Source organism: Pseudomonas sp. ACN8 (assembly GCF_002303925.1).
GTDB lineage: Bacteria > Pseudomonadota > Gammaproteobacteria > Pseudomonadales > Pseudomonadaceae > Aquipseudomonas.
The window spans coordinates 52,367-78,556 of the sequence record NZ_MRCS01000024.1 but is presented as its reverse complement, the minus strand read 5'-3'; the positions used below and the strand labels follow the sequence as shown (position 1 = coordinate 78,556).

Below are 26,190 nucleotides of genomic sequence, written 5' to 3'. Positions count from 1 at the left end.
TCTGCGGGGCGACTGAACGTCTTGGAGTTTATTGATGACCACCGATACAGATCGTGAAAATGCTCGAAAAATGCTTGAGCAACTTGCAACGCTACCACTCGCGAAACCCGCCAAGGCCGCGCCGGTGCTGCCACCTGTGAGCCCGCCATTCATTTGCGAAGACGATGCTGCGAACTGGTTTCACCAGCATGAGCGCGCGCCAGACAAAGAGTACGGTTCACTCATTTTGCAGCGCCCGGATGGTAAGTTTGTCGCGACAACGCCTATATCGGATCAGGCGGAAACTTTTGATTTTGCGCTTTTGCTTGCATACGACCCAGATACACGGGTAATCAGTCATCCAGTGGGATACCGTTGCGTGGGCAAATGCCATAGCCACCCGGATATCTCCGAGTGGATTGCCACGAATAACCGGTCTTTCAACGAAAATCAGGTTAAGTTACTGAACTCGCTTCCGTCGCAACCTGATCTCTATAAAGCGTTCAATCATAGGGATTTCTATACACATAATTATGTTTCAGGTCCCTTTGGTTCTCTGGTGGCTTATTCCATGAGTCCGCCGGAAAATCCCAGTATTTCTGGATTCTCTTCGCGCACGACACCCGAAAAACGGATCATGGAAGTTTTGGCCGTCGGTCAGATGCGTGTCCTCCATCCAGGCACAGTCTGGGGTGGGTTTCGCGGCCGCATCACGTCTGAATGGATTCCCTACCAGCCGGTCATACCCGGACCTCCTACCCTCCAACCGTTCTACACATCGGTTTTTGAAGATCCGGCGTCGGCGTTGAGCTCTGCCTTGAGTCGTGTACCCGCGACAGTGGATCACCAGCGTGTAGGGTTTATCCTCAAGCGTCGCGACCGTGAAGAATATGTTGCGACATTGCCGTTTCACCAACCTGATGGATTACTGGCAATGGAGCAGGTGTTCCCCGCAGTGCCAGGCGGTTTTCGGTTACCGGAAAGTCAGACGTTGGCAGGTGTGTACCTGGGGCCAGAGTCGCTGGCGACGCCACTACCGGAAAAAGAGGCTGACTTGTATCAGCAGTTTTTCTCACCCCAGTCATTGGTATTCAGTGTTCAGCAGGCTCGGGAGTCAGGTTTGGTTGACTCCTCCGTGGGTTATTCGGTGTTCCGCCAGACCCCGGACGGTGCATTGCTGAAGTACCACAGCACGTTTTCTGAAGCCGAAGCCTGGGTTATCAAGACCGAAGGGGCGATGGGCGTCAACATCGATAAGCTCTTGTTGGGTGGACATCTGAGCGCTAAGGATTTTGTCTTGAGTGTTGCAGTAACGGGCGTACTGACGGTCGAAAAAAGCAGCCCGCTCTGGGATGTTGGCGGCGTGGTGGGTTCTGAATGGCTGCCCTATGCAGGGGCAAACCGCATCACCACGGATTCTGAATGAGCGCTGACAGTTCACTGCTCAGATCGTAACCAGCCCACGCACGCCCTCGGCTTCCATGTTTTCACCGCGACCCTGTTGCACGATTTCACCCCGGGACATCACCAGATATTGGTCGGCCAGTTCGGCGGCGAAATCGTAGAACTGTTCGACCAGTAGAATGGCCATGTCGCCCCGGGCCGCGAGTTTTTTGATCACGGCACCGATCTCCTTGATCACCGACGGCTGGATGCCTTCGGTGGGTTCGTCGAGGATCAGCAGGCGAGGGCGGCTGGCCAGCGCGCGGCCGATGGCCAGTTGTTGTTGCTGGCCACCGGACAAGTCGCCACCCCGGCGCTGCTTCATTTGCAGCAGCACCGGGAACAGCTCGTAGATGAACGCCGGCACTTCCTTCGCTTCACTGCCGGGGAAGCGCGACAGGCCCATCAGCAGGTTTTCTTCCACGGTCAGGCGGCCGAAGATTTCCCGGCCCTGCGGCACGTAGGCGATCCCGGCGTGCACACGCTGGTGCGGCTTGAAGGCGGTGATCGGCTTACCTTCCCAATTCACTGCGCCTTCCTTGGCTGGCAACAAGCCCATCAGGCATTTGAGCAGGGTGGTCTTGCCCACGCCGTTACGGCCGAGCAGGCAGGTGACTTCGCCGACCTTCACGTCAAACGTCAGACCGCGCAGGATGTGGCTTCCGCCGTAGTACTGGTGCAGTTTTTCGACTTGCAACATTCTCAAATACTCCTCAGATCCCCCTGTGGGAGCGAGCTTGCTCGCGATGGCGTCGGCACACTCAACATCGTTGGTGACTGATGCACCGCTTTCGCGAGCAGGCTCGCTCCTACAGAGGGATGTATTTGCAGGCTTAACGACCGAGATAAACCTCGATCACCCGCTCGTTGTCCTGCACCTGTTCCAGCGACCCTTCGGCCAGCACGCTGCCCTGATGCAACACCGTGACGTGGTCGGCAATCGAGCCGACGAAGCCCATGTCGTGCTCCACCACCATCAGCGAGTGCTTGCCGGCCAGACTCTTGAACAGCTCGGCGGTGAATTCGGTTTCGGCGTCGGTCATGCCCGCCACCGGTTCATCGAGCAGCAGCAATTGCGGGTCCTGCATCAGCAACATGCCGATCTCCAGAAACTGCTTCTGACCGTGGGACAGCAGGCCGGCCGGGCGATTGACCGACGAGGTCAGGCGAATGGTCTCCAGCACTTCGGCGATGCGGTCCTTTTGTTCGCCATTCAAGCGAGCGCGCAAACTGGCCCATACCGACTTGTCGGTCTTCTGCGCCAGTTCCAGGTTCTCGAACACGCTCAAGGCTTCGAACACCGTCGGTTTCTGGAACTTGCGGCCGATACCGGCCTGGGCGATCTGAACTTCGCTCATTTGCGTCAGGTCCAGGGTTTCGCCGAACCAGGCCTTGCCGTGGCTGGGACGGGTCTTGCCGGTGATCACGTCCATCAGCGTGGTCTTGCCCGCGCCGTTGGGGCCGATGATGCAGCGCAGTTCGCCGACGCCGATGTACAGGTTCAGTTCGTTCAGCGCGCGGAAGCCGTCGAAGCTGACACTGATGTCTTCCAGGGTCAGGATGGTGCCGTGGCGGGTGTTCAGGCCAGGTCCGACCCGTTGACCGAGGCCAATGGCATCGCGGCTGCTGCCGGCATCCTTGTTCGGTTCCACGGGGAAGAACGCCGGTTCGAGCATGAATTCAGCCGTTGCAGTCACTCTCATTGCTCACCTCTTTTCTTCAACAGGCCGATCACGCCTTTGGGCAAATACAGGGTCACGACAATGAACAGCGCGCCGAGGAAGAACAGCCAGTACTCGGGGAATGCCACGGTGAACCAGCTCTTCATACCGTTGACCACGCCGGCACCGAGCAACGGGCCGATCAACGTCCCGCGCCCGCCCAGTGCTACCCATACTGCTGCTTCGATGGAGTTGGTCGGCGACATCTCGCTCGGGTTGATGATCCCCACTTGCGGCACGTACAGCGCACCGGCCAGGCCGCACAACACCGCACTCAAAACCCACACGAACAACTTGAAGCCGCGCGGATCGTAGCCGCAGAACATCAGACGATTTTCCGCATCGCGCAGCGCGGTCAGTACACGTCCGAACTTGCTTTGCGCCAGGCGCCAGCCGATAAACAGGCTCGCCACCAGCAACAGCACCGTGGCGAAAAACAGCACCGCGCGGGTGCCCGGTTCAGTGATGCCAAAGCCAAGAATCGTGCGGAAGTTGGTGAAGCCGTTGTTGCCGCCGAATCCGGTTTCGTTGCGGAAGAACAGCAGCATGCCGGCGAAGGTCAGGGCCTGGGTCATGATCGAAAAGTACACGCCCCTGATCCGCGAACGGAAGGCGAAAAAGCCGAACACCAAGGCCAGTAACCCCGGCGCCAAAACCACCAGGCACAGGGTCCAGAGGAAACTGCTGGTGCCAGTCCAGAACCACGGCATTTCGCTCCACGACAGGAAGGTCATGAACGCCGGCAAGCCATCTCCCGAGGCCTGGCGCATCAGGTACATGCCCATGGCATAGCCGCCGAGGGCGAAGAACAGGCCGTGGCCGAGGGACAGCAGGCCGGCGTAACCCCACACCAGATCGAGCGCCAGGGCGACGATGGCGTAGCAAAGTATCTTGCCCACCAGCGTCAGTGTGTAGGCCGAAACGTGCAGCGTGCTGTCCGGCGATAACAGCGACAGCAGCGGTAGCGCCAGCAGCAGAACGAGGATCACCGCACCGACGGCAATCGAGACTCTGGGGCCGGCTTTTTGGGTCGCGGTAACGAGCAGGGGCTGGTTCATCAGTCGATCACCCGTCCTTTGAGTGCGAAGAGGCCTTGCGGACGTTTCTGGATGAACAGAATGATCAGCGCGAGGATGAGGATCTTGCCGAGCACGGCACCGATCTGCGGTTCGAGAATCTTGTTGGCGATCCCCAGGCCAAACGCCGCCAGCACGCTACCGGCCAGCTGACCGACACCGCCGAGCACCACCACCAGGAACGAGTCGATGATGTAGCTCTGGCCGAGATCCGGGCCGACGTTGCCGATCTGGCTCAGGGCCACGCCACCGAGGCCGGCAATGCCCGAGCCGAGGCCGAAGGCGAGCATGTCTACGCGCCCGGCGGGTACTCCGCAGCAAGCCGCCATGTTGCGGTTCTGCGTCACGGCGCGAACATTCAGGCCCAGGCGCGTCCTGTTCAGCAGCAGCCAGGTCAGCACCACCACAAACAGGGCAAAGGCAATGATGACGATGCGGTTGTACGGCAGCACGAGGTTAGGCAGCACCTGAATCCCACCCGACAGCCAGGCCGGGTTGGCCACTTCGACGTTCTGTGCGCCGAACACCAGGCGAACCAGTTGAATCAGCATCAGGCTGATGCCCCAGGTGGCGAGCAGGGTTTCCAGTGGACGGCCGTAGAGGTGGCGAATTACCGTGCGCTCCAGCGCCATGCCGATAGCCGCGGTGACGAAAAACGCCACCGGCAGCGCGATCAGCGGATAGAACTCGATGGCCTGCGGCGCGAAGCGCTGGAACATCAGTTGCACCACATAGGTCGAGTAGGCGCCGAGCATCAGCATCTCGCCGTGGGCCATGTTGATCACGCCGAGCAGGCCGAAGGTGATTGCAAGCCCCAGGGCGGCGAGCAGCAGAATCGATCCAAGTGACATACCGCTGAATGCCTGGCCGAGCATTTCGCCGACCAGCAGTTTGCGTTTGACTTGAGCCAGGCTGGTTTCGGCCGCCGTGCGTACATTGGCATCGGCTTCTACGCCAGGTACGAGCAAGCCTTCGAGGCGGGTGCGGGCCAGCGGGTCGCCGGTTTCGCCGAGCAAGCGCACAGCGGCCAGCCGTACAGCCGGGTCGGCATCCACCAGTTGCAGGTTGGCCAGAGCCAGGCTCAGTGCGGCGTGAACGCCTTCGTCCTTTTCGCCCTCCAGTTGTTGGTCGAGGAATTTCAACTGCGCCGGCTTGGCACTTTTCTGTAGTTGCTGCGCAGCGCTCAGACGGAGTTTGGCGTCGGCGGCGAGCAATTGATGACTGGCCAACGCGGTGTCGATCAGACCCCGCAGGCGGTTGTTCAGACGCAGGGTTTTCGGCTGGCCGTCGACGGTCAATTCGCCTTGTTGCAGGGCGTTGATCAGTTCGATACGGGCCGGATCGGGCTGCGCCGCCCAGGTTTCCAGCAGCCTGGCTTGCTGCACGGGATTGGCGGCGACGAAGTCTTCGGCGTCGCCGGCGTGAGTGGCCATCGGCAGTAAAAATGCGATGGCGAAGATGAGACGATAAAGGGCGGTGGGCATAGATAGTCGCCTTGACGCGGACATTGTGGGAGCGAGCCTGCTCGCGATAGCGGTTGTTCAGTCACAGAAATGTTGAATGTGCCGCCGTCATCGCGAGCAGGCTCGCTCCCACAGGGATTTGTGTCAGGCCCGAATGCTTGGGCCCGACACCCAGTGGCTCAGTTGCTCTTCACCGCATACTCCGGCTTCTTGTCGTTGCCCGGGATGAACGGGCTCCACGGCTGGGCGCGGATCGGCCCTTCGGTCTGCCACACCACGTTGAACTGACCGTCAGCCTGGATCTCGCCGATCATCACCGGTTTGTGCAGGTGGTGATTGGTCTTGTCCATGGTCAGCGTGTAACCGGACGGCGCAGCAAAGGTCTGGCCGGCCAAGGCTTCGCGGACTTTGTCGACGTCGGTGGATTTGGCTTTTTCCGCCGCTTGCGCCCACATGTGGATGCCGACATAGGTGGCCTCCATCGGGTCGTTGGTCACTGCCTTGTCGGCGCCTGGCAGGTTGTGTTTCTTCGCGTAGGCCTTCCAGTCATCGACGAACTTCTTGTTCACCGGATTCTCGACCGATTCGAAGTAGTTCCACGCCGCCAGGTTGCCCACCAATGGCTTGGTGTCGATGCCGCGCAGTTCTTCTTCGCCGACCGAAAACGCCACGACCGGAACGTCGGTGGCTTTCAGGCCCTGGTTCGCCAGTTCTTTGTAGAAAGGCACGTTGGAGTCGCCGTTGACGGTGGAGATAACCGCCGTCTTTCCACCGGCCGAGAACTTCTTGATGTTGGCGACGATGGTTTGATAGTCGCTGTGACCGAACGGGGTGTAGACCTCTTCGATGTCCTTGTCGGCCACGCCCTTGGAGTGAAGGAACGAACGCAGAATCTTGTTGGTGGTGCGCGGGTACACGTAGTCGGTGCCGAGCAGGAAGTAGCGCTTGGCGCTGCCGCCTTCTTCGCTCATCAGGTATTCAACGGCAGGGATCGCCTGCTGGTTCGGCGCCGCGCCGGTGTAGAACACGTTTGGCGACATCTCTTCGCCTTCGTATTGCACCGGGTAGAACAGCAGGCCGTTGAGTTCTTCGAACACCGGTAGTACCGATTTGCGCGACACCGAGGTCCAGCAACCGAACACCACGGCGACCTTGTCCTGGGTCAGCAACTGGCGGCCCTTCTCGGCGAACAGCGGCCAGTTCGAGGCCGGGTCGACCACCACCGGCTCGAGCATCTTGCCGTTCACGCCGCCCTTGGCGTTGATCTCGTCGATGGTCATCAGCGCCATGTCTTTGAGCGACGTTTCGGAGATCGCCATGGTGCCGGACAACGAATGCAGAATACCGACCTTGATGGTCTCGGCGGCCTGGACAGTCCAGGTCATGCCCATCGCGGCGATGCTTGCCGAGAGTGTGAAAGCCTTGATCAAACTGCGACGCTTCATTGTGCGATCTCCATGAACTTATGAGTTTTCTTGGTTGGCAGATGCGGACTACTGAAGGGGTGTTTTGCAAGGGCTGTGCCCGGTCGGCAAAAGGCAGGGAAATGTCGTTTTAGAGCGGTTGAACGGTTTGATGGCGCACCATGAGGGATCGCGTCTGGCGCGTTGGTGCGAAGAGTTGCGCCAGATTGGGGCGAAGATTATGTGAGCAACAAAAACCGCCTGTGGGAGCGAGCAAGCCCGCTCCCACAAGGTCAGCGGTGCAACAAATCAGCTTTTGATGCAGGTTTCAAAACCATGCCCGCCACCTTCGTATTCCGGGCCGTAGTAGTACTTGGTGAATGAAGTTTTCCCGTCAGGGGTTGTAGCAATTTTCGCAATTCCGACGCCGTAATCCTTGAGCGACGGATCCGTATGGGCAAAATAAATCGCCAGGGAACTCAAGTTGGCGGCAGCAAATCCGTCATACCGGGAGTTGTCGAGCAACGTCAGCGTAAAACCGTAGGCGCCGTGTTCTCCGGTACTCTGTTCGGCATTGAGCTTCATCTCGACAACACCTTCGAACGGACCGATATGGCTGTCCATTCCAGTGCATTGATACCGACCACTGTAGTCAACGCCAGTAAAGGGTGGTTGCACTGCCCATGCGGGCGCTGAAACAAGTGCAATGGATGCGATGAACTTCTTGAACATGTTTACCTCTTTCCGCTCTTGTAAGAGTTGTGGCGATTAAGCTGTAGGAATAATCGTCATTGAAGTGCGCGAGGGTTTTATAGTTGAGCTCGCGAGTGCGGAGTATGAGCGTGATGGAGAACTTGTTAAGCGCTAACTTAATACGGAGTTTTTCCAAACGTAAATGTAGTTTGAAACTTTTTTAATTAAATGTGGCATTAACGAGGTCGCATCAAGCCGATGAAGAACAACCCGCCAATTGCAGCAGTGGCAACACCGATGGGCAAGTCTTCGGGGGCGATCAATGTCCGGGCGGCGACGTCGACCCAGACCAGAAACACGCTGCCGAGCAATACGCACACCGGCAGCAATCTTCGGTGTTCAGCGCCGACCAGACGCCGCGCAATGTGCGGCACCATCAGCCCGACAAAACCGATCGAGCCGCTGATCGATACCAGCACTCCGGTCATCAATGACGCAATCAGAAACACTCGCAGGCGCACGGTGCGTACATTCAGGCCCAGGGTCACTGCTGTCTGCTCGCCGGCCATCAGCGCATTCAGCGGTCGCGCCATGCCCAGCAGCAACACCAGCCCGAGCAACACACTGGCTGTCGGCACCGTCAGCAGCTCCCAGCGTGCCAACCCGAGCCCGCCGAGCATCCAGAACATCACCGCCGAACTGGCTCGATGGTCGCCCATGAACAGCAGCAAATTGGCTATCGCCATCATCACGAACGACACCGCCACGCCGCACAACAACAAGCGATCACTGTCGAGGCGGCCGTGGCGATTGGCGATCATCAGCACCACCAGCATGCTCAGCAATGCACCGATAAATGCCGCGATGGGCAAGGTCAGCAGGCCAACGATCTCACCGACATGCAGCACCACGATCACCGCGCCTAACGTCGCGCCGGACGTGGCGCCAAGTAAATGCGGGTCAGCCAACGGGTTGCGCGTCACCGCTTGCAGCACGGCGCCGATCAACGCCAGGCCGGCGCCCACCAACGCGCCGAGCAGCATGCGCGGGACGCGGATCAGCCAGACGATATGCTCTTGTCCAGGGTTCCAGTCCGGCACACCGAAACCGAACAGTTTGTGCAACAGGATGCGCCACACCACATCCAGCGGCACCCGTGCCGGGCCGAAACCCAGGGACACCACGCACGACACCAGCAACAGGGTACCGAGGGCGATCAGCAACAGGGCGTAGCGACGGTTGATCATTCGCCGTGGAAACCCATGGCCAGGGTGGCGACCGCCAGCACGTTATCGATCCCCGGCGTGGCCTGCACGTAAGGGATGACGATGAAGCGCTGGTGCTTGATCGCGTCCACCGATTGCAGGGCCTTGTTGCTCAGCAGGAATTGAATCTTCTGTTCGGCAGTGATTTCGCTGTAGTCGACGATCACGATCACCTGGGGGTTGCGCTCGACCACGGTTTCCCAATTGACCCGGGTCCAGCTCGCGTCGACATCCTCCAGGACATTGCGTCCGCCAGCGGCGTCGATCAGTGCTTGCGGCATGCCCAGACGCCCCGAGGTCATGGCCCGGTCTTCGCCGCTGTCGTACAGGAAGACCCGCGGTTTTTCCGCGGGCAGGTCTTTGCGAATATTCGCCACTTGCGCCTGCATGTCGGCGATCAGGGCATTGGCGCGGTCCTGCACGTCGAAGATTCTGCCGAGGTTGCGCAGATCGTTGTAGGTGTCTTCGAGACTGGCCGGGGGGCGTTTCATCACGAAGGCGCAGGATTCGCTCAGCTCGTACACATTGATGCCCAGCGGTTGCAGGGTTTGTGGCGTGAGATCGCCGCCGATACGCATGCCGTAGTCCCAGCCGGCGAAGAAGAAATCGACGTTGGCATTGAGCAGGGTTTCCACCGACGGGTACTTGGCCGCCAGTTCCGGCAGGCCTTCGAGAATACCCTGCATCTCGGGTGTCACGGCCTTCCAGCCACTGATGCCGCTGTAACCGGCCATCCGTGGTTTGAGGCCGAGGGCGAGCATCATCTGAGTCATGTTGATGTCGTGGCTGAGGGCGTGTTGTGGTGCCTGCTTGAAAGTCACTTCGCGGTTGCAGCTTTTGATTGTCAGCGGGTAATGGGTGGCTTCGGCCAATGCCTGGGCGCTGCCCAGCAACATCACGAGAGAGAGGCAGGAGCGCAGCAGGGAACGCAAAGTCATGGTTGGGTTATCCAGGTGATTCGTGGGTAGCCGTGCAGCGGATGTTCATCGATCAGCGCTTCGACGCCGAACACATTGCGCAGTAGCGCAGTCGTCAGGACTTCTTTCGGCGTGCCGCTGGCGACGATGCGGCCGTGGTCGATCACGTACAGCCGATCACAAAAAGCCGCCGCCAGATTGAGGTCGTGGATGCTCGCCAGGGTGCCGATGTTCAAGCGCGTGACCAGCTTCAAAAGCTCAAGCTGATAACGCGGATCAAGGTGGTTGGTCGGCTCGTCGAGGATCAGCAATTGTGGTTGCTGGGCCAGGGCGCGGGCGAGGATGACCCGCTGTTTTTCACCACCGGAGAGCGTGACGAACCCGTGGTCTTCGAAGCCCTTGAGGCCGACGGACTCCAGGGCCTGATTGATCAGGTCGCGGTCTTCGAGGGTGTCGCCATCGAACAAGCCCTTGTGCGGCGTACGGCCCATGGCGACCACTTCCTCGACAGTCAGGCCGAAGGCTTCAGGGAACTCTTGCAACACCACGGCGATGCGTTGCGCGCACCAGCGCGAGGAGTGCTTCCAGACGTTCTGGTGATCGAACCTGACCTCGCCGCTTTCCGGTTTACTGAAGCGCCAGGCACAGCGCAACAGGCTGGTCTTGCCGCTGCCGTTGGGGCCGATCAGCCCGACGAACTCACCGGCGGCCACCTGTAGCGAGGCGTTACGCAGCTGGAATTGGTGATGGCAATGGCCGTGACCCAGTGGGGACCAGGTGAGGTTTGTGAGGTTCAGCGAGGTCATGCAGTTGTTCTTGAAGTTTCTGGAACGGCGGATGACGCCATCGCGAGCAGGCTCGCTCCCACATTGGAACACGGTCAAATGTGGGAGCGAGCCTGCTCGCGATAGGGCAGCGACGAAAAGTGCGGGAAGTCTACAGTGCTATCGATCCCGCGCATCTCGCCTGTTTCATGATGAAGATGAGGCGCTCTCAGTCTGCCGGGCGAAGCGTGACAGCAGCACACGGTCGAGCACCCAAACCGCCACCAGCGAAGCACCCACCAACGGGAAGGCCAGCGCCAGGGCGAACATGATCACCATCGCGGTTTTCCATTTCGGCAGGTCGTGGCGCAGCGGCGGCACGCCGAGTTTTCCTTGCGGACGGCGTTTCCACCAGATCACCACACCGCTGACCGCGCTGAGCAAAATCATCAGGCAGATCAGCAACACGACAATCTGGTTGAAGGCGCCGAACATCTTGCCTTCGTGCAGCATCACGCCGATTTCCGTGGCGCGGGCGACGCTGCCGTATTGCTCGAAACGTACATCGGCCAGGACCTTGCCGGTGTACTGATCGATGTGCAGCGTGGCGTCATTGCGCGGGTCGTCGGCGAACAGCGCAATGGTGAAAACACCGGTTGCATTGGTCGGCAGGGTGATGCTGTAACCCGGTTCGACCTTGCGCTCTTTGGCGATGTTTTGTACGTCCTGCAGGCGCATGGTCGGCGAGGCCAGGCCGGCCGCTGCACCGTCGTGGGCCATGTGCTCGGCATGGTCGCCGGACATCGGCATCGGCGTGTTTTCCATGGCCCACGGCACGGTCTGACGGGTGGAGGTGTTGAGGCTGCGAGCCTCGACGTCGGACTTCGGCACGTCATCCCACATGGCGGCCGGGAACACGTTCCACACTTCGGCGTACTGCTTGCCCCAGAAGCCGGTCCAGGTCATGCCGCTCAGCAGCATCACCAGCAGCAGGGACGCGCCCCAGAACCCGGTGACCGCGTGCAGGTCACGCCACAAGATGCGACCACGGCTGTTCAGGCGCGGCCACAAAATGCCTGCCGCCTGACCGCGTGGCCACCACAAGAAGATGCCGGACACCACCAGCACCACGCCCCAACCGGCGGCCAGTTCGATCAGCCGATCGCCGACGGTGCCGATCATCAGCTCGCCGTGAATCGCGCGGGCAATGGCTTGCAGGTTTTTCTTGGCGTCTTGCTCGCCGAGGATGTCACCGTGGTACGGATCGACGAACACATTCAGTTCGTTGCCGCCATTGAGCACGACAAACTGCGCGCTACGTTCAGCGCTGACCGGTGGCAGGTACTGCTTGATCGTGGCTTGCGGGTACGCGTCTTCCACGCGCTTGAGCAGGTCGTCGGCCGGCACTGTGTGATGACCGGCCGGAACGTTGAGCAGGCTGCTGTACATCAGCGAGTCGAGTTGCGGTTTGAACAGGTAAATGGTGCCGGTCAGGGCCAGCATCACCATGAATGGCGCAACGAACAATCCGGCATAGAAATGCCAGCGCCACGCCAGGTTGTAGAAATTCACTTTGGGCTGTTTCATCACGCGTGCTCCACTTGGCTGGATCTTTTAGTTGTTTGATTGGCGGTTGCCTTGCAACCGATCGCGAGCAGGCTCGCTTCCCTGTAGGAGCGAGCTTGCTCGCGAAGCTTTTAGAAACTCATATCCACCTTGGTCCAGAGCGTTCGCCCCGGTTCCTTGATGGCTTGCGGGTCATTGGCCGGGTAGCCGAAACCGGCGTTGCCGGCCAGGTTCAAGTGCTCGGCGTAAGCCTTGCCGAACAGGTTGTCGACGCCGCTGCTGACCTTCCAGTTGCTGTTGATCCGATAGGCGCCGTTGAGGGAGAACACGCCGAAGCCCGGCGTCTTGCCGAAATCCTTGCCGACCACGTTGCCCTTGTTCTGGTCGATGCGGTTTTGCGCGGCAACCACTCTCCACAGTGCGCCGGCGCTCCAGTTTTCTTCGCTGTAGGTCAGGCCGAAACGGGCATCCAGCGGCGGCATTTGCGGCAATGCACTGCCATCGCTGCTGTTCTTGCCCCAGGCGTAGGCCAGGGTCGCGTCGGCTTTCCAGTTGTCGGTAAGGTTGTAAGCGGCGCCCAGTTCGCCGCCCATGATTCGCGCGTCGATGTTTTCGGCTTGTGAGGTCGTACCCATCATCGTCGGGGTGTAGTTGAACAGGATGTAATCGCGCACTTGCCCGACGTAAGCCGAGGCCCAGGCTTCGAGGTCTTCGGTCTTGTACTGCAGGCCGAAATCGAGCTGGGTGGTTTTTTCCGGCTTGATCGAATCGAAGGCATTCACCGAACCGGCGGGGCCGGACTTGGGTGAAAACAGCTCCCAGTAATCCGGGAATCGCTGGGTGTGACCTATGCCTGCATACAAGGTGGTCGGGCTGTCGGCCAGGTCATGCTCGTAGCGGATGAAACCGCTGGGCAGGGTATCGGCGCGGGTGTCGTCGGCGGTCGGATTCGGGCGGGTCATCATGCCCGAGCCGATGGTCTGCCGAAAATCCTTGGCCGAGGCACGGTCCAGGCGTGCGCCGCTGATCAGGCGGTCACGGTCGGCGGCGTACCAGGTCAGTTCGCCGAACACGCCGTAGTTATGGAAGTCGGCATCCTTGGTGTACGGCAGGTCCTTGTAGGTGTCGACACCCATGGCGCCGCGCTGGCGATGCTCGTTGGTCTGCGCGTCGATGCCGCTGATCAGTTGTACATCGGCCCAGCGCCAGGTGCCCTTGACCCGGGCGCCGAGGGTGCGGCGGTCGACGTTGGAAGCCATGGGCCCGGCCATCATCCCGGTGCCGGACGGTGTGCGCAGGGTGTAGTTGTCCATCACGTGGTCGGCGTAGTTGTAGTAGACCTGCGCCTCGACCTTATCCAGCACCTCGCCGATGTTGGATTGCTCGAAGCGCAGGCCGAGGCTTTCGCGCAGGAACTGCGAACCGTCCATGCCGCGCCCGGCGTAGCGGGCTTCACCATCGCCACGGCCGGCGGTCAGCTCCAGCAAGGTGTCGGTATTCGACGTCCAGCCGACGGCCATGTCGCCATTCCATTTGTCATAGCGCGACGCCACGGTATCGTTGTTGCCGTCCTGGTAGTCGTCGGAGTGCGCGGTGTTGCCGATGACCCGCACATAACCCGACTCACCGCCGGCGGCAGCGTCCACCAGTTTGTCGAAGCGACCGTAGGAGCCGGCCAGTACGCTGGCGTTGACCCGCGTACCGAGTTCGCCGAAGTGTTCCGGCTCGCGGTCGAACAGAATGGTCCCGGCCGAAGAGCCCGGGCCCCACAGCACGGTTTGTGGGCCTTTGATCACGGTGAGCTTGTCGTAGGTTTCCGGCGAGATGTAGGAGGTCGGGGCGTCCATGCGGCCCGGGCAGGCACCGAGCATCATGCCGCCGTTGGTGAGGATGTTCAGCCGCGAGCCGAACATGCCGCGCAGCACCGGGTCACCGTTGGTGCCGCCATTGCGCACCATGGCAAAGCCGGGGATGGTCTTCAGATAATCGGCGCCGTCGCTGGCCGGCACCGGTTGGCGCGGGTCCTTGGGGTTGGTGACGATGGTCAAGGGCGAGCTGGGCGCAACGGCGGTAATCACCGTCGGGCTCAGTTCTTCACTGTGACCGGCGTGATCATCGGCCAGCGCAGAAGGCGCCAGCAAGGCACCGCACAGGATGGCGGTGGCGTGCCTGAAACGAACACGGGATTCGTTCAGGGCATAAGAGGCTTGGGCAGGGCTCAAGCACGGGACAGCGGAAAACCTGGACATGACAATTTCCATCGAACAGTCGTAAACGACACGGCCGGCAGTCTGAGGCTGTCCCTGTGGGAGCGGGCTTGCTCGCGAAAGCGGTGTGCCAGACGACATCAACGTTGACTGACACTCCCTCTTCGCGAGCAAGCTCGCTCCCACAGGTTGCTTTGGCTGTCTTGCGGGCCGTGTGAAATCAGAAGTGAGTGTTTACGCGACGACGGGCGGGGCGCGGGTGCGGGCGCCGGGGAAGAAGGATTGCCGGGCATGGCCCAAGCGTGGGGAGGGGGCGGTGAAGGTGTTGACGGGCGGGATAACGAAGTTGGCGAAAGACAGGCCACCGGTCAGTGCCGGGCAATTGAACAGCAGGCTGCAATAGCCGCATTTTTCCCACAGCACATGGTGGCCGGGGGCTGGCGGGCAATGCTCGGCGGTGGCTTGCGTGGCTTGCGTGGCATGGTCGGCATGCTCCATCGCCGACATATCCATCGGCATGTCCATGCTCATACCCACAGGCATGGTCATCGACATGGCGCGCGAATCCATCGGCATCGACTGAGAAATCAGCGGACCGATAAAGATCATCAGCATGGCGAACAGGCTGATCCAGCTGCCGCGTGTCAGGCTCAATGTCTGATCGCGTGACCTGGATGACCTGGATGACCTGGATGACCTGGCGCTAAGCGGGCGCATGGGCGTTTTCAGCTCAGGCGATTACGGCTTGTGCACGTGCGCTTGCATGGCGTCCGGCGCCTGCTTCTGCACCGCGACTTCGACCGTCACGTCACCGGACTTCTCGAAGTGCAGCGTCATGGGGAAGCGCTTGCCGTCAGTGAGCAGGCTGCGGTCCTTGAGGCCCAGCAACATCACGTGATAGGCCATGGGTGCGAAAGTGACCTCGCCTCCGGCGGGCACTTCCACGCTCGGTACGTGCTGCATTTTCATCATGTCGCCTTGCATCACGTGCTCATGCAATTGCGCTTCGCCCGCTATTGGGGTGTCGACGCTGAGCAGGCGGTCGGCGGTCTTGCCTTCATTGTTGATCACGAAATACGCCGCAACAGTGGGCGCATTGGGTGGCAACTCCTGGGACCACGGATGAGCGATTTCCAGTGCGCCGACCTTGTATTCGTGGGCATTGGCAAAGCAGGCAGGCAGCAGCAACGCAGCCAGAACGATGAGTTTGTTCAACATGGCAGTTCTCCGGAACGATTTAAAACGCAGTCAATTGCGAGAAAGAATCACACCAGAGGGGACGCACGGGGGTTGAGACTCGGCCATTGCTGGCGCGGTGACGGGCTTTCGAGCGAGGTATCGGGCAGGCTTCGGTTGGATTCGAAGTGCGCAAAATACAGCTGTGGCGAATGCCCCGGCAGCGCCACCAATGGCGCAGAACCGGAACAGCACCAGCAATGCTGCATGTTGGAATGAACGTCGTTTTGCGGGGCTTTCTGTTCAAGATCCCCGATGGAAATCGCCACCATCCTGGTGCCGCTGGAGCTGCAGAAACTGCCCCACAACAACTGTTCGGCAGGTGACTTCGCCGTTTGCGCCATCGCTCCGGACATCGGCATGGCGAGCATGTTGAACAGCACTGCGAAGCAGGCTATCCAGGCAATTGCGAGCCGTTGTCGGGACATGGGACAAAATCCGTTTGGGTGGGCGATCAGGCGCGGGCTATTTAGCCTGATCAGGGCCGATAAGTAAAAAGGCGGCGTGCGGTTTGGTGTCGCAGCGCCTGAATCAACAGGTCCAACATGCGTTGAGCAATTTCTGGCTCGCCGTTATGAAAGAGTGTAGCGACTTCGATTCGGAATGCTTGGGCAAATGTCGGATCACTTTGGATACGTGCACGGATGGTGTGGTTGACGTCTCTGAACGCCAATCGAACAAAAAATCCATCTCCCGAATCTTCCTCCTTGCTGGATTAAGTTGTGCGTAACGTCTTGTTGATCTGTAGGTTCGCGTCTCTGTGTCGCCAGACAGGACGCCTTCGCGGGCTTGCCCGCGAAGGCGTCCTTGGGGCGTTCGCAAAAGTCAGGTTTATAACCGCTCCGCTATTGCTCGTAGCACTTGGGCCACTGCCGGAAACTCCCGATCTACCTCAGGCAACACCGGCCGTTTCAACACCAGCACCGGCACCCTGCGCTCCCGCGCCACTTCCAGCTTCGGCTCAGTAGCGGTGCTGCCGCTGTTCTTGCTGATCAGCACATCGATATTTCGCCGTTCGAACAACTCACGTTCATCGTCGATCAGGAAGGGCCCCCGTGCGCCGATCACTTCGCAGCGCTCGTTGCCCGGATACACGTCCAGTGCGCGCAGGGTCCAGAATTGCTCCGCGGGAATTTCGTCAAGGTGTTGCAGGGGCTCGCGACCGAGGGTGAACAGCGGTCGACGGAAGGGCTTCAGGGCTTCGATCAATTCGGGCCAGTCACTGACTTCGCGCCAGTCATCACCCGCCTGGGCTTGCCAGGCCGGACGCCGTAGCGCCCAGCAGGGAATGCCGCTCAAGCGCGCGGCGGTCGCGGCGTTCTGGCTGATTTGGGCAGCGTAGGGATGGGTGGCATCGAGCAGCAGGTCGATACCTTCATCGCCAATGAATTGCGCCAGACCCTCGGCGCCGCCGTAGCCGCCGACGCGCACCTGGCAATGCAGATCGGTCGGCACCCGACCGACACCGGCCAGGCTGTAGATATGCTGCGGTCCCAGCGTGCGGGCAATGGCCATGGCTTCGGTCACGCCGCCGAGCAACAGGATGCGCTTCATTGAAATGCTCCGGCATGGCCAACGATTCCGCCCTGGCGATCGATGGCGAAGACTTCCACCTGAACCTGCGCCGGCACCACGCTGCGGGCAAAGTCCAGAGCATGCTGACAGACTGCATCACCCAGGGCGATCCCGGCCGCGGCGGCCATGGCCAGTGCCTGCTGGCTGGTGTTGGCTTCGCGGATGCTCTGCTGCAACGCCGCATCGGCGCCGACCTGCGCCGCCCATAGCGCCAGTTGCGGCAGGTCAATGCTCGAATGGCGACTGTGCAAATCCATGTGCCCGGCCGCCAGTTTGCTGATCTTGCCGAAACCACCGCACAGGCTGAGTTTATCCACCGGTACTTTGCGCAGGTGCTTGAGCACGGCGCCAACGAAGTCGCCCATTTCGATCAGGGCGATTTCCGGCAGGTTGTAGACCCGGCGCATGGTGTCTTCGCTGGCGTTGCCGGTGCAGGCGGCGATGTGCAGGTAACCGTTGGTTTTCGCCACGTCGATGCCCTGGTGGATCGAGGCGATGTAGGCAGCACAGGAAAACGGCCGGACGATGCCGCTGGTGCCGAGGATCGACAAGCCGCCAAGAATGCCCAGGCGCGGGTTCATGGTTTTGAGTGCCAGTGTCTCGCCGTTCTCGACATTGACCGTGACCTCGAAACCGCCGCTGTAGCCGAGTTCGTCGGCCAGTCGAGCCAGGTGTTCGCTGATCATTTTGCGTGGCACCGGATTGATCGCGGGTTCGCCGACGCCCAGCACCAGCCCGGGCCGGGTCACGGTGCCTACGCCAAGTCCGGCCTTGAAGCGCGTCCCCGGTTCGCTGCTCAGACGCACCTGGGAATAGAGCAGGGCACCGTGGGTCACGTCCGGATCGTCACCGGCGTCCTTGAGGGTTCCCGCTTCGGCGCCGTCCTCGGTGAGGCGGCAGAATTCCAGACGCATCGGCACCTGTTTGCCCTTGGGCAATACGATTTCCACCGCATCGGCCGCCGTGCCAGCCAGCAGCAGGCGCGCGGCGGCGAGGCTGGTAGCCGTGGCGCAGCTGCCGGTGGTCAGGCCGCTGCGCAGGGGGGCGGGTTGTTCGGCGGTTTCGTCACGCATCGAGGGGTTTCGTAACGTCCAGCAAGGTAATCGGCAAGGCCTGGCGCCAGGTGTCGAAGTCGCCCAGCGGTTGTGCCTGGGCGATATGAATGCGGGTCAACTCCCCGCCATGTTGCTCGCGCCAGGCCATCAGGGTCATTTCACTTTGCAGGGTGACTGCGTTGGCGATCAGCCGGCCACCGGGTTTGAGTTCGGCCCAGCAGGTATCGAGTACACCCTCGCGGGTGACACCGCCGCCGATGAAAATCGCATCCGGCCGCTCCAGCCCGGCCAATGCTTGCGGCGCGCTGCCGCGAACCAGTTGCAGGCCGGGAACGCCGAGGGCATCACGGTTGTGTTCGATCAACGCTTGTCGACCCGTATCTGCCTCGATGGCCAGTGCGCGGCAACCGGGGTGAGCGCGCATCCATTCGATGCCGATCGAGCCGCTGCCGGCGCCGACATCCCACAACAATTCACCGGGCACCGGAGCCAGGCGGGCGAGGGTGATGGCGCGTACATCGCGTTTGGTCAGTTGGCCGTCGTGCTGGAAGGCCGAGTCTGGCAGGCCGGCCAGTCGCGACAGGTGCAACGTGTTCGGTTCGGCGATGCACTCGATGGCGATCAGGTTCAGGTCGGCGATCGGCGGATCGCTCCAGTCGCTGGCGATACCGTGGACACGTCGTTCGGTTTCACCGCCCAAATGTTCGAGCACGGTTATCCGGCTCGGACCGAAACCACGCTCACGCAGCAGTGCGGCGATGGCGGCGGGGCTGCGGCCGTCGTTGCTCAATGCCAGCAAGCGCACGCCGCTGGACAGGTGGGCATTGAGTGCGGCGACAGGCCGGGCCACCACCGAAAGGGTGACCACCTCCTGCAAGGGCCAACCCATACGCGCAGCGGCCAGTGAGCAGGAGGACGGGGCGGGTAGAATTCGCATTTCATCACTGGATAAATGTCGGGAGAGACTGGCTCCTACCCCGAAAAACATCGGATCTCCGCTGGCCAGGACGCAAACGGGTTCCCCCTGTTTCGTCAAAACCGGGTCAAGGGAGAAAGGACTGGGCCACAGTTGCCGCGCACCGCGGATGCAGGCCGGCAACAAGTCCAGTTGACGTTGGCCGCCAATGATCCGAGTAGCGTTCAGCAGAGCGTGACGGGCATTTTTGCCAAGCCCCTTGAAGCCTTCCTCTCCGATGCCTACCACTGTCAGCCAGGGGGTCATGCTGTTCCTCTTCTATCAATCGAAGCCAAATCATCACGCTGTCGGTCCGTGTCGACCTGTGCGGTTGTGCATCATAGCGCGGTGTGGGTTGTATTCGCCTGTCGCCAGTGTCTGAAAATGTGGTCGAGGCTTATCCAGTTAATGGCTCTTTTTCAGGTCGAATCTCTTCATTCTGATTTCGAGCCGCTTGCGTTCCATGAGCGATCTTTTGCTGTCGAGTATGTTTTTGTCCAGTTTAAGATAAACGCGTTGCTGGATGATTTTTGCGGCGTGGTCTTCCATGTTGAAAAATAGAAAGCCACTTTTTTTGACTGTAATCACTAACTCAAGATTAAAAACTGCGATTTCAAGAAAGCCTTTTGAATCGTAGCGTGTGGGTATTACTTGAAAACGCTCTCCCAGGGAACTTTGTTGGTCCAGTGAATAAAGCGCCGGCTGGTTGGGTTTCAATGCGTCGAGCGTGTCAATCATGGCGTTCCCTTGTCGGCGATCCGGCATGGTTTGAGCGCTTTGCACCAGAAACTCGGCAATGCTTTTCGAAACAGAGTGTTGAGTGCGGGTATAGATGGCATCCTGATAGACAGACCAACCGAAAAAATTCAACGTCGTAACGTATTCATTCAGCCAGGTTGTCGAGTCGGCGAAACGACTGCCGACCATGTCTGCGGACTGGGTGGCTATCTGTGTGCAATGGGTGAAGTCGTCGTAATCTTGCAGTGAAAGTTCTTCGGTGCATGAAATAAGATTGTGGGCAGTCAGTATTCCATTCGGTTTTTCAATGTTCATTTTTTCTCCTTTGATGTAGCTGGTTTTTTGCTGTTATTTTTCTTCGGGCTGCGGTGAAAAGTACAAGAGTTGGTGTATGGTTTAAATAATTCGGGTTGGTTGAATTGATTCTTGCTGTTAGCGGTTTTCGCTGATTGTTCAACTAGAACCCGGGATGGCGGTCCAGGCTTGAAGCGAAAAGCCTGGGCCCGGGGTCAAGCGCTTTTCGTCGTCAACCTGCCAGGGTTTTTCATCAGGCCGGACAAAGCAGGCATAATGCTGTCCTTCGTCTTGTACCGGTCGTCCTGTGAAGTCACGTCAGATACCCAACCGCTTGCGCCCTTCCGCCTGTCCCGGGTTGTTGCGTGTCGTCCAGGCATTGGACGGTGGTATTTGCCGGATCAAACTCGACGGTGGCGCCATCCGCGCGCAACAGGCAATCGCTGTGGCCGATGCCGCTGAGCGTTACGCCAGCGGAGCGATCGAGGCGACCAACCGGGCCAACCTGCAAATCCGCGGCATTTGCAACGAGCGAGTGGTATTGATCGACTGCTTGCTGGCCGCCGGTTTGGGGCCACGCACGGCGGCCGGCGACGATGTGCGCAACCTGATGCTCAGCCCCGGCGCCGGGATTGATCGGCGCATGCTGCTTGACACCCGCCCGCTGGCCGGGCAGATCCTCGCCACACTGCAAAGCCACGAAGCCTTCCACGACCTCAGTGCCAAGTTCGCCGTGCAACTCGATGGCGGCGAAGACCTGGCGATGCTCGAGCATCCCCATGACCTGTGGCTCTCGGCGTTTCACCAGGGCGGTGAACAACGGCTGGCATTCGGTCTGGCGGGATGCCCGACGGACAGCCCCGTCGGTTCGGTTGCACTGGCGGACGGGCACGCGCTGGTGGTCGCGGTCCTTGAGTTGTTCCTTGAACTGGCGCGCCCCGAGCAGACACGGATGCGTCATTTGCTGGCTGAGTACCCGATCGAGGGCATGCAGCTTCGACTGGCCGAGCGAGTGCCACTGCAAGCCGTTGTCGGTTGGCAGCGGGTTGCGGGCTCCAGTGATTTGCACTTGGGGGCGCATCCCCAGGCCGAGCCCGGAGTTGTCTATGTGGGGGCCGTGCCGCCACTGGGGCGGCTCGATCCGGCGATGCTGCGGGGCGTGGCGCAACTGTCACGGGAGTTCGGTGATGCCAGTCTGCGCTTCACACCCTGGCAAAGTCTGCTGTTGCCTAATGTCCGCACGAACAATGCCGCCGAAGTCATGGGGCGTTTGCAACGCTTGGGCTTGGCGTGTGAAGCCGGTCAGCCGTTGTCCCGGTTGATCGCCTGTACCGGTTCCAACGGTTGCGCCAAGGGGTTGGCCGAGACCAAGGGCGATGCCTTGCAACTGGCCGCGCTGCTGCACCGCCATGGACCGGCACAGACCATACACCTGAGCGGTTGCCCGCGTTCCTGCGCCGCCGCGCATACAGCGCCCGTCACATTACAGGCCGTCGCCCACGGTCACTACGATCTCTATTTTCGCGATGCAGCGCAGCCGGGTTTCGGCGCACTGCACGCACGCAATCTTACTATTGAAGCGGTCGCGGCCCTGCTCGACGCCCGCTCACGGAGCGCCCTTGATGCTTGATTACATCCGCGACGGTCAGGAGATCTATCGCAACTCCTTCGCGATCATTCGCGCCGAGGCCAACCTCGACCGAATCCCGGACGATCTGGAGAAACTCGCGGTGCGTGTCATTCACGCCTGCGGCATGGTCGAGGCCATCGATGGCCTGCAGTTTTCCGAAGGGGCGGGCAAGGCCGGGCGTGATGCGCTGGCGGCTGGCGCGCCGATTCTGTGCGATGCGCGGATGGTTTCCGAAGGCGTTACCCGCGCGCGGTTGCCGGCGAACAATCCGGTGATCTGCACCTTGCGCGATGAGAGCGTTCCGGAACTGGCCCGTGAATTGGGTAATACCCGTTCAGCCGCTGCGCTGGAACTGTGGCGTCCGCACCTGGAAGGCAGCGTGGTGGTCATCGGCAACGCCCCGACGGCACTGTTTTACCTGCTGGAAATGCTCGACGCCGGTGCGCCGAAACCGGCACTGATCCTCGGTTTTCCAGTGGGTTTCGTCGGCGCAGCCGAATCCAAGGCCGCGCTGGCGGCCGACAGCCGTGGCGTGCCTTTTGTCATTATGCAGGGACGCCTGGGCGGTAGCGCCATGGCTGCCGCTGCCGTCAATGCCCTCGCTACGGAGATCGAATGATGCAGCAACCTGGACGTTTGATCGGCCTCGGTGTCGGCCCCGGTGATCCGGAACTGATTACCGTCAAGGCCCTGCGTTTGCTGCGCGAATCCCCGGTGGTGGCGTACTTCGTGGCCAAGGGCAAGAAAGGCAACGCCTTCGGTATCATCGAGGCGCACCTGCAGGAAGCACAGAACCTGTTGCCGCTGGTGTACCCGGTGACCACCGAAGCTTTGCCGGCACCTCTGTCCTACGAGCAAGTGATCAGCGACTTCTATGATGACGCCGCCACAGAGCTGGCGATGCATCTTGATGCGGGCCGTGATGTGGCAGTGATCTGCGAGGGCGATCCGTTCTTCTACGGCTCCTACATGTACTTGCACGACCGGCTTGCCGAGCGTTATCAGGCGGAAGTCGTGCCGGGCGTGTGCTCGATGCTCGGCGGGGCCTCGGTGCTCGGTGCGCCGCTGGTGTATCGCAATCAGAGTCTGTCGGTGTTGTCCGGTGTGTTGCCGCACGACGAACTCAAGCGTCGCCTGGCCGATGCCGATGCGGCCGTCATCATGAAACTGGGGCGCAACTTTCCCAAGGTTCGCCAGGTGCTGGAAGAACTCGGCCTGGCCGAACGCGCGTTGTACGTCGAGCGCGCGACCATGGCCAATCAGAAGATCGTGCCGCTGGATCAGGTCGAGCCGATGTCCTCGCCGTACTTCTCGTTGATCATCGTTCCCGGTGAAAGGTGGCAAGGCTGATGACTCGTCCAGTTCCGGCGATTGTCATTCTCGGCAATGGCAGCCTCGCTACCGCACGCAGCATTCAGCAGGTGTACCCCGAAGCCCTGATCCATGGCCTGGCCGAACGGGTCGAAGGCGCGGATCGGGTCTATCACGAATTCGGCGCGACCTTGCGCGAGCTCTATCAACAGGGCACGCCGATCATTGCCCTGTGCGCGGCCGGGATCGTAATCCGCACCCTGGCGCCCCTGTTGCTCGAAAAAGGCGTTGAACCACCGGTATTGGCGGTGGCCGAAGACGGCAGCGCCGTGGTTCCACTGCTGGGTGGTCTTGGCGGAGTGAATGTGATGGCCCGGGAGATTGCCGCCTCGCTGGAAGTCGCCGCGGCGATTACCACCAGCGGCGAGTTGCGTTTCGGCACCTGCCTGCTCAACCCGCCCAGCGGTTATGCCTTGGGTGATCTGGAGCTGGGCAAGCGTTTTGTCTCCGATCTGTTGGCCGGCGAAACGGTGCGCATTGAGGGTGAAGCCCCGTGGCTGGTGCAGGCGCAGTTGCCCGAAGATGCGCAGGCTCGACTGGCGGTGCACGTCAGTCATGCCGAGCGGGCTCCCGCGGCCAACGAATTGTTGATCTACCCGCGCAATGTGGTGGTCGCTGTGGATGCCGGCGTGGAGAGCATCGCGCAGGCGGTGCGCGACGCATTGCATCAGGCAAAAATTGCCGTGCAGTCGCTGGCTTGTCTTTTGGCTGCCGACACCGAAATGGCCAGCCCGGGGTTGCGCGAAGCGGCGCTTGAATTGGGTGTGCCGTTGCGCTTTGCCCAGGCTGAGATGGTGCTTGGCGAACGTCTGAGTACCGCCATTGGCCAGCCCGTTTCCATGCTTGATAGCGACACTGTTGCCATTGCGGTGGCAGAGCAGCCGCTGGACCCGTTGCAAATCGGCCGCCCACGTGGACGGCTGGCGGTGATCGGCCTCGGGCCGGGCGCTGCTGAACTGATGGTGCCGGCCGTGAAGGCTGAACTGGCCCGCGCCAACGATATATTGGGTTACGAAACCTACGTGCGCATGGCCGGGCCGTTTCGCGACGATCAGGTGCTGCATTGCACCGACAACCGTGAAGAGATGCAGCGCGCCCGACACGCTTTCGAGCTGGCGGCCCAGGGGCGTTCGGTGGTGGTGGTTTCATCAGGCGATCCAGGTGTTTTCGCCATGGCGGCGGCGGTGCTGGAGGCGCTGCACGAATCCACCGACGTCCATTGGCACAACGTCGATCTCGAGATTTTGCCGGGGGTTTCCGCCTCGCTGGCAACAGCGGCTCAAGCCGGTGCGCCGCTGGGGCATGACTTCTGTGTACTGTCGCTGTCGGATAACCTCAAGCCATGGTCGATCATTGAAAAACGTCTGGATCTGGCTGCGCAAGCTGATCTGGCAATGGCGTTCTACAATCCGATCTCGCGTTCCCGGCCTTGGCAACTGGGACGTGCGCTGGAGATCGTCGCCCAACATCGCGCACCGCAAACGCCAGTCGTGCTTGGGCGTGATGTCGGACGCCCGGGGCAAACATTACGGGTGACGACGCTCTCTCAATTGACTCCAGACCAGGTCGACATGCGGACCATGGTGTTGATTGGCTCATCCACGACTCGTGTGTTTCATCGTTCGCAAGGAATGTCGTGGGTTTATACACCGCGTAGTTATGGTGATAAATTAATTGATATTAACTAAGTGATATGACGGTTCAGTGCAGCGTTGCTCGAGCTGGATTGCTCGACAATGGCTGCGTGTTTGTAAGGCTTTATGGTCGCTTACATATATCGACATTTAATCGGGTTTGATAGCGGGGTTGGGGTGGTTTAGATTCGTTTTGTCTCTATTGGAGGCTTAAACGAATTTAAAGGAGTTGCTCGATATGGATATTGCGGAAGATTTTATCACTCACAAACAATGCACCGATATTGGGAAGGCGCGTCTTGCCAGGTCGAAGTCATTGTTGAATAGTGTCCCTCGTGTAGAAGCATTAACGTCGACCACTGCGTCGAGTTCACCCAAGGCATTGAACGAGTCTAGCCCTACCAAGGACTTGGATGCTTTGGTTTTGGGTAATGCGCTGATTGGTTATGGCGATAATATTTCGCTTGAAAATATGACGATTATCGAAAACCTCATAAAGTTTTCGAAGTTGGAGGCCGATCGCGAAACTAAAGATAGTCATAGCCCTGCCGCCTGGCACCGGGCCTTTCTCCAGTGTATGGAGGATATGGGGTGTTCTGTTCCCATCAACGCGAGTATCGAATACAAGAAAAGGACTGGCAGCGGGACAATGAAAAATGTTGTCACCACTATTATCCAGGCAGGCGTTGAAGCGGCAAAAAATGCCATTCCAGGTGCAACCGTGCTAGGTGCCGTTGCGGACAGCACGTTGTCAGCATTGGAAAAAGAACCTGAAACAATCAAGGTTTTCAACTATGAAGTGACCAAGGCCAAGGGTGTAAAACTGGCCTTGCTGCCTTGCGAGCAAACGAAGAACGGATTGGTTTTGGTTTCGTTTTCGTCCGTTAATCATGTTGGGGATCAAGTGGGTGCTGGTGTTTTGTTTTTGGATTTGAAAATTGCAAGTCTCGAAATTTATCAGGGCTCCAACTTTCTCGCTTTTAATCCTTCTGCTTACGCTGAAGTAAAAGAGGATGTCGAATTTATCCTGGCGCAGAATCGAAAAGAAGTGTTGGCTAAAAGATTTCCGCGACGCAGGCGTTGAACTCAACTAAGCCAGGGTCAGAGGCTGATGGTCTCTGGCCTGTTTGAAACAGAGGGAGAGGGGTTGCCCGGTTTGCATCATTGGCTGTTGCAAGGAGTGCGATGCAGGCATCGTGCAGTGG

23 protein-coding genes and 1 pseudogene are annotated in these 26,190 nt (G+C 60.0%); 6 read left to right on the top strand and 18 right to left on the bottom strand.

Going from position 1 to position 26,190, the window contains the following annotated elements:
- Nucleotides 1-34 precede the first annotated feature (34 nt).
- Complete coding sequence (locus BSF44_RS15410) at nt 35-1,405, top strand: DUF4329 domain-containing protein (protein ID WP_095944228.1); 1,371 nt, start codon at nt 35-37, stop codon at nt 1,403-1,405.
- 18 nt (nt 1,406-1,423) lie between these two features.
- Here BSF44_RS15410 and urtE read toward each other — a convergent pair whose 3' ends face one another.
- The 18 genes and pseudogenes from urtE to BSF44_RS15315 form a co-directional block, all read right to left on the bottom strand.
- Nucleotides 1,424-2,122, bottom strand: a complete 699-nt coding sequence (urtE, locus tag BSF44_RS15405; protein WP_057712190.1) for an urea ABC transporter ATP-binding subunit UrtE — start codon at nt 2,120-2,122, stop codon at nt 1,424-1,426.
- A 133-nt stretch (nt 2,123-2,255) separates the two neighbouring features.
- Complete coding sequence (gene urtD / locus BSF44_RS15400) at nt 2,256-3,125, bottom strand: urea ABC transporter ATP-binding protein UrtD (RefSeq protein WP_095944227.1); 870 nt, start codon at nt 3,123-3,125, stop codon at nt 2,256-2,258.
- The gene (gene urtC, locus BSF44_RS15395; RefSeq protein WP_095944226.1) at nt 3,122-4,201 is read right to left on the bottom strand and encodes an urea ABC transporter permease subunit UrtC; all 1,080 of its coding nucleotides are present in this window, start codon (nt 4,199-4,201) and stop codon (nt 3,122-3,124) included. The genes urtD and urtC overlap by 4 nt, the downstream gene beginning before the upstream one ends.
- Nucleotides 4,201-5,703 carry an urea ABC transporter permease subunit UrtB gene (gene urtB / locus BSF44_RS15390; RefSeq protein ID WP_095944225.1) on the bottom strand — a complete coding sequence of 501 codons (1,503 nt, stop codon included), beginning with the start codon at nt 5,701-5,703 and terminating at the stop codon, nt 4,201-4,203. The genes urtC and urtB overlap by 1 nt, the downstream gene beginning before the upstream one ends.
- A 158-nt stretch (nt 5,704-5,861) precedes the next feature.
- Nucleotides 5,862-7,127, bottom strand: a complete 1,266-nt coding sequence (gene urtA / locus BSF44_RS15385; RefSeq protein ID WP_090328640.1) for an urea ABC transporter substrate-binding protein — start codon at nt 7,125-7,127, stop codon at nt 5,862-5,864.
- Between the two features lie 267 nt (nt 7,128-7,394).
- Nucleotides 7,395-7,817, bottom strand: coding sequence for a hypothetical protein (locus BSF44_RS15380; RefSeq protein WP_095944224.1), 423 nt, complete (start codon nt 7,815-7,817; stop codon nt 7,395-7,397).
- Between the two features lie 197 nt (nt 7,818-8,014).
- Complete coding sequence (locus tag BSF44_RS15375; protein ID WP_095944223.1) at nt 8,015-9,025, bottom strand: iron ABC transporter permease; 1,011 nt, start codon at nt 9,023-9,025, stop codon at nt 8,015-8,017.
- Nucleotides 9,022-9,981 (bottom strand): ABC transporter substrate-binding protein, encoded by a 960-nt coding sequence (locus tag BSF44_RS15370; RefSeq protein ID WP_095944222.1) that lies wholly within the window; start codon nt 9,979-9,981, stop codon nt 9,022-9,024. Before BSF44_RS15370 ends, BSF44_RS15375 begins: the two co-directional genes overlap by 4 nt.
- Nucleotides 9,982-10,225: 244 nt before the next feature.
- Nucleotides 10,226-10,766, bottom strand: a pseudogene (locus tag BSF44_RS15365) (ABC transporter ATP-binding protein); the annotation flags it as partial.
- A 165-nt stretch (nt 10,767-10,931) separates the two neighbouring features.
- Complete coding sequence (locus tag BSF44_RS15360) at nt 10,932-12,311, bottom strand: PepSY domain-containing protein (protein ID WP_095944220.1); 1,380 nt, start codon at nt 12,309-12,311, stop codon at nt 10,932-10,934.
- A 110-nt stretch (nt 12,312-12,421) separates the two neighbouring features.
- Nucleotides 12,422-14,539: a TonB-dependent copper receptor gene (locus tag BSF44_RS15355; protein ID WP_095944219.1), complete on the bottom strand. Its 2,118-nt coding sequence runs from the start codon at nt 14,537-14,539 to the stop codon at nt 12,422-12,424.
- A 192-nt stretch (nt 14,540-14,731) separates the two neighbouring features.
- Entirely contained in the window at nt 14,732-15,214 is a 483-nt protein-coding gene (locus BSF44_RS15350; RefSeq protein WP_095944218.1) for a DUF2946 domain-containing protein, read from the bottom strand.
- A 21-nt stretch (nt 15,215-15,235) separates the two neighbouring features.
- Nucleotides 15,236-15,715 (bottom strand): copper chaperone PCu(A)C, encoded by a 480-nt coding sequence (locus BSF44_RS15345; RefSeq protein WP_095944217.1) that lies wholly within the window; start codon nt 15,713-15,715, stop codon nt 15,236-15,238.
- A 47-nt stretch (nt 15,716-15,762) separates the two neighbouring features.
- Nucleotides 15,763-16,161, bottom strand: a complete 399-nt coding sequence (locus BSF44_RS15340; protein WP_095944216.1) for a DUF2946 domain-containing protein — start codon at nt 16,159-16,161, stop codon at nt 15,763-15,765.
- A gap of 403 nt (nt 16,162-16,564) precedes the next feature.
- A complete protein-coding gene (locus tag BSF44_RS15330) occupies nt 16,565-17,287 on the bottom strand; it encodes a cobalt-precorrin-6A reductase (RefSeq protein WP_095944215.1) in 723 nt (240 codons plus the stop codon).
- On the bottom strand, nt 17,284-18,381 hold the full coding sequence (locus tag BSF44_RS15325; RefSeq protein WP_095944214.1) for a cobalt-precorrin-5B (C(1))-methyltransferase: 1,098 nt from the start codon (nt 18,379-18,381) through the stop codon (nt 17,284-17,286). The genes BSF44_RS15330 and BSF44_RS15325 overlap by 4 nt, the downstream gene beginning before the upstream one ends.
- Nucleotides 18,374-19,585, bottom strand: a complete 1,212-nt coding sequence (gene cbiE, locus BSF44_RS15320) for a precorrin-6y C5,15-methyltransferase (decarboxylating) subunit CbiE (RefSeq protein ID WP_095944213.1) — start codon at nt 19,583-19,585, stop codon at nt 18,374-18,376. The genes BSF44_RS15325 and cbiE overlap by 8 nt, the downstream gene beginning before the upstream one ends.
- A 138-nt stretch (nt 19,586-19,723) precedes the next feature.
- Entirely contained in the window at nt 19,724-20,371 is a 648-nt protein-coding gene (locus BSF44_RS15315) for a hypothetical protein (RefSeq protein ID WP_095944212.1), read from the bottom strand.
- A gap of 301 nt (nt 20,372-20,672) precedes the next feature.
- Between BSF44_RS15315 and cobG the strand changes: the two genes are divergently transcribed.
- From cobG to BSF44_RS15290, 5 genes are all read left to right on the top strand, one after another.
- Entirely contained in the window at nt 20,673-21,980 is a 1,308-nt protein-coding gene (gene cobG / locus BSF44_RS15310; RefSeq protein ID WP_095944241.1) for a precorrin-3B synthase, read from the top strand.
- Nucleotides 21,973-22,599: a precorrin-8X methylmutase gene (locus BSF44_RS15305; RefSeq protein ID WP_095944211.1), complete on the top strand. Its 627-nt coding sequence runs from the start codon at nt 21,973-21,975 to the stop codon at nt 22,597-22,599. The genes cobG and BSF44_RS15305 overlap by 8 nt, the downstream gene beginning before the upstream one ends.
- Nucleotides 22,599-23,330, top strand: a complete 732-nt coding sequence (locus BSF44_RS15300; RefSeq protein ID WP_095944240.1) for a precorrin-2 C(20)-methyltransferase — start codon at nt 22,599-22,601, stop codon at nt 23,328-23,330. The genes BSF44_RS15305 and BSF44_RS15300 overlap by 1 nt, the downstream gene beginning before the upstream one ends.
- The gene (gene cobJ, locus BSF44_RS15295) at nt 23,330-25,039 is read left to right on the top strand and encodes a precorrin-3B C(17)-methyltransferase (protein WP_095944210.1); all 1,710 of its coding nucleotides are present in this window, start codon (nt 23,330-23,332) and stop codon (nt 25,037-25,039) included. The genes BSF44_RS15300 and cobJ overlap by 1 nt, the downstream gene beginning before the upstream one ends.
- Before the next feature lie 184 nt (nt 25,040-25,223).
- On the top strand, nt 25,224-26,069 hold the full coding sequence (locus tag BSF44_RS15290; RefSeq protein ID WP_095944209.1) for a hypothetical protein: 846 nt from the start codon (nt 25,224-25,226) through the stop codon (nt 26,067-26,069).
- Nucleotides 26,070-26,190 lie beyond the last annotated feature (121 nt).

Excerpts from the sequence above, each read along its gene's own strand:
- BSF44_RS15330 (WP_095944215.1), bottom strand. The coding sequence starts at position 17,287 with ATGAAGCGCATCCTGTTGCTCGGCGGCGTGACCGAAGCCATGGCCATT.
- urtD (WP_095944227.1), bottom strand. The coding sequence starts at position 3,125 with ATGAGAGTGACTGCAACGGCTGAATTCATGCTCGAACCGGCGTTCTTC.
- cbiE (WP_095944213.1), bottom strand. The coding sequence starts at position 19,585 with ATGACCCCCTGGCTGACAGTGGTAGGCATCGGAGAGGAAGGCTTCAAG.
- urtB (WP_095944225.1), bottom strand. The coding sequence starts at position 5,703 with ATGCCCACCGCCCTTTATCGTCTCATCTTCGCCATCGCATTTTTACTG.
- BSF44_RS15360 (WP_095944220.1), bottom strand. The coding sequence starts at position 12,311 with ATGAAACAGCCCAAAGTGAATTTCTACAACCTGGCGTGGCGCTGGCAT.
- BSF44_RS15350 (WP_095944218.1), bottom strand. The coding sequence starts at position 15,214 with ATGCGCCCGCTTAGCGCCAGGTCATCCAGGTCATCCAGGTCATCCAGG.
- BSF44_RS15300 (WP_095944240.1), top strand. The coding sequence starts at position 22,599 with ATGCAGCAACCTGGACGTTTGATCGGCCTCGGTGTCGGCCCCGGTGAT.
- BSF44_RS15375 (WP_095944223.1), bottom strand. The coding sequence starts at position 9,025 with ATGATCAACCGTCGCTACGCCCTGTTGCTGATCGCCCTCGGTACCCTG.
- urtC (WP_095944226.1), bottom strand. The coding sequence starts at position 4,201 with ATGAACCAGCCCCTGCTCGTTACCGCGACCCAAAAAGCCGGCCCCAGA.
- BSF44_RS15340 (WP_095944216.1), bottom strand. The coding sequence starts at position 16,161 with ATGTCCCGACAACGGCTCGCAATTGCCTGGATAGCCTGCTTCGCAGTG.
- BSF44_RS15315 (WP_095944212.1), bottom strand. The coding sequence starts at position 20,371 with ATGAACATTGAAAAACCGAATGGAATACTGACTGCCCACAATCTTATT.
- BSF44_RS15410 (WP_095944228.1), top strand. The coding sequence starts at position 35 with ATGACCACCGATACAGATCGTGAAAATGCTCGAAAAATGCTTGAGCAA.
- BSF44_RS15370 (WP_095944222.1), bottom strand. The coding sequence starts at position 9,981 with ATGACTTTGCGTTCCCTGCTGCGCTCCTGCCTCTCTCTCGTGATGTTG.
- BSF44_RS15345 (WP_095944217.1), bottom strand. The coding sequence starts at position 15,715 with ATGTTGAACAAACTCATCGTTCTGGCTGCGTTGCTGCTGCCTGCCTGC.
- BSF44_RS15290 (WP_095944209.1), top strand. The coding sequence starts at position 25,224 with ATGGATATTGCGGAAGATTTTATCACTCACAAACAATGCACCGATATT.
- cobJ (WP_095944210.1), top strand. The coding sequence starts at position 23,330 with ATGACTCGTCCAGTTCCGGCGATTGTCATTCTCGGCAATGGCAGCCTC.
- BSF44_RS15380 (WP_095944224.1), bottom strand. The coding sequence starts at position 7,817 with ATGTTCAAGAAGTTCATCGCATCCATTGCACTTGTTTCAGCGCCCGCA.
- urtA (WP_090328640.1), bottom strand. The coding sequence starts at position 7,127 with ATGAAGCGTCGCAGTTTGATCAAGGCTTTCACACTCTCGGCAAGCATC.
- BSF44_RS15355 (WP_095944219.1), bottom strand. The coding sequence starts at position 14,539 with ATGTCCAGGTTTTCCGCTGTCCCGTGCTTGAGCCCTGCCCAAGCCTCT.
- BSF44_RS15325 (WP_095944214.1), bottom strand. The coding sequence starts at position 18,381 with ATGCGTGACGAAACCGCCGAACAACCCGCCCCCCTGCGCAGCGGCCTG.
- urtE (WP_057712190.1), bottom strand. The coding sequence starts at position 2,122 with ATGTTGCAAGTCGAAAAACTGCACCAGTACTACGGCGGAAGCCACATC.
- BSF44_RS15305 (WP_095944211.1), top strand. The coding sequence starts at position 21,973 with ATGCTTGATTACATCCGCGACGGTCAGGAGATCTATCGCAACTCCTTC.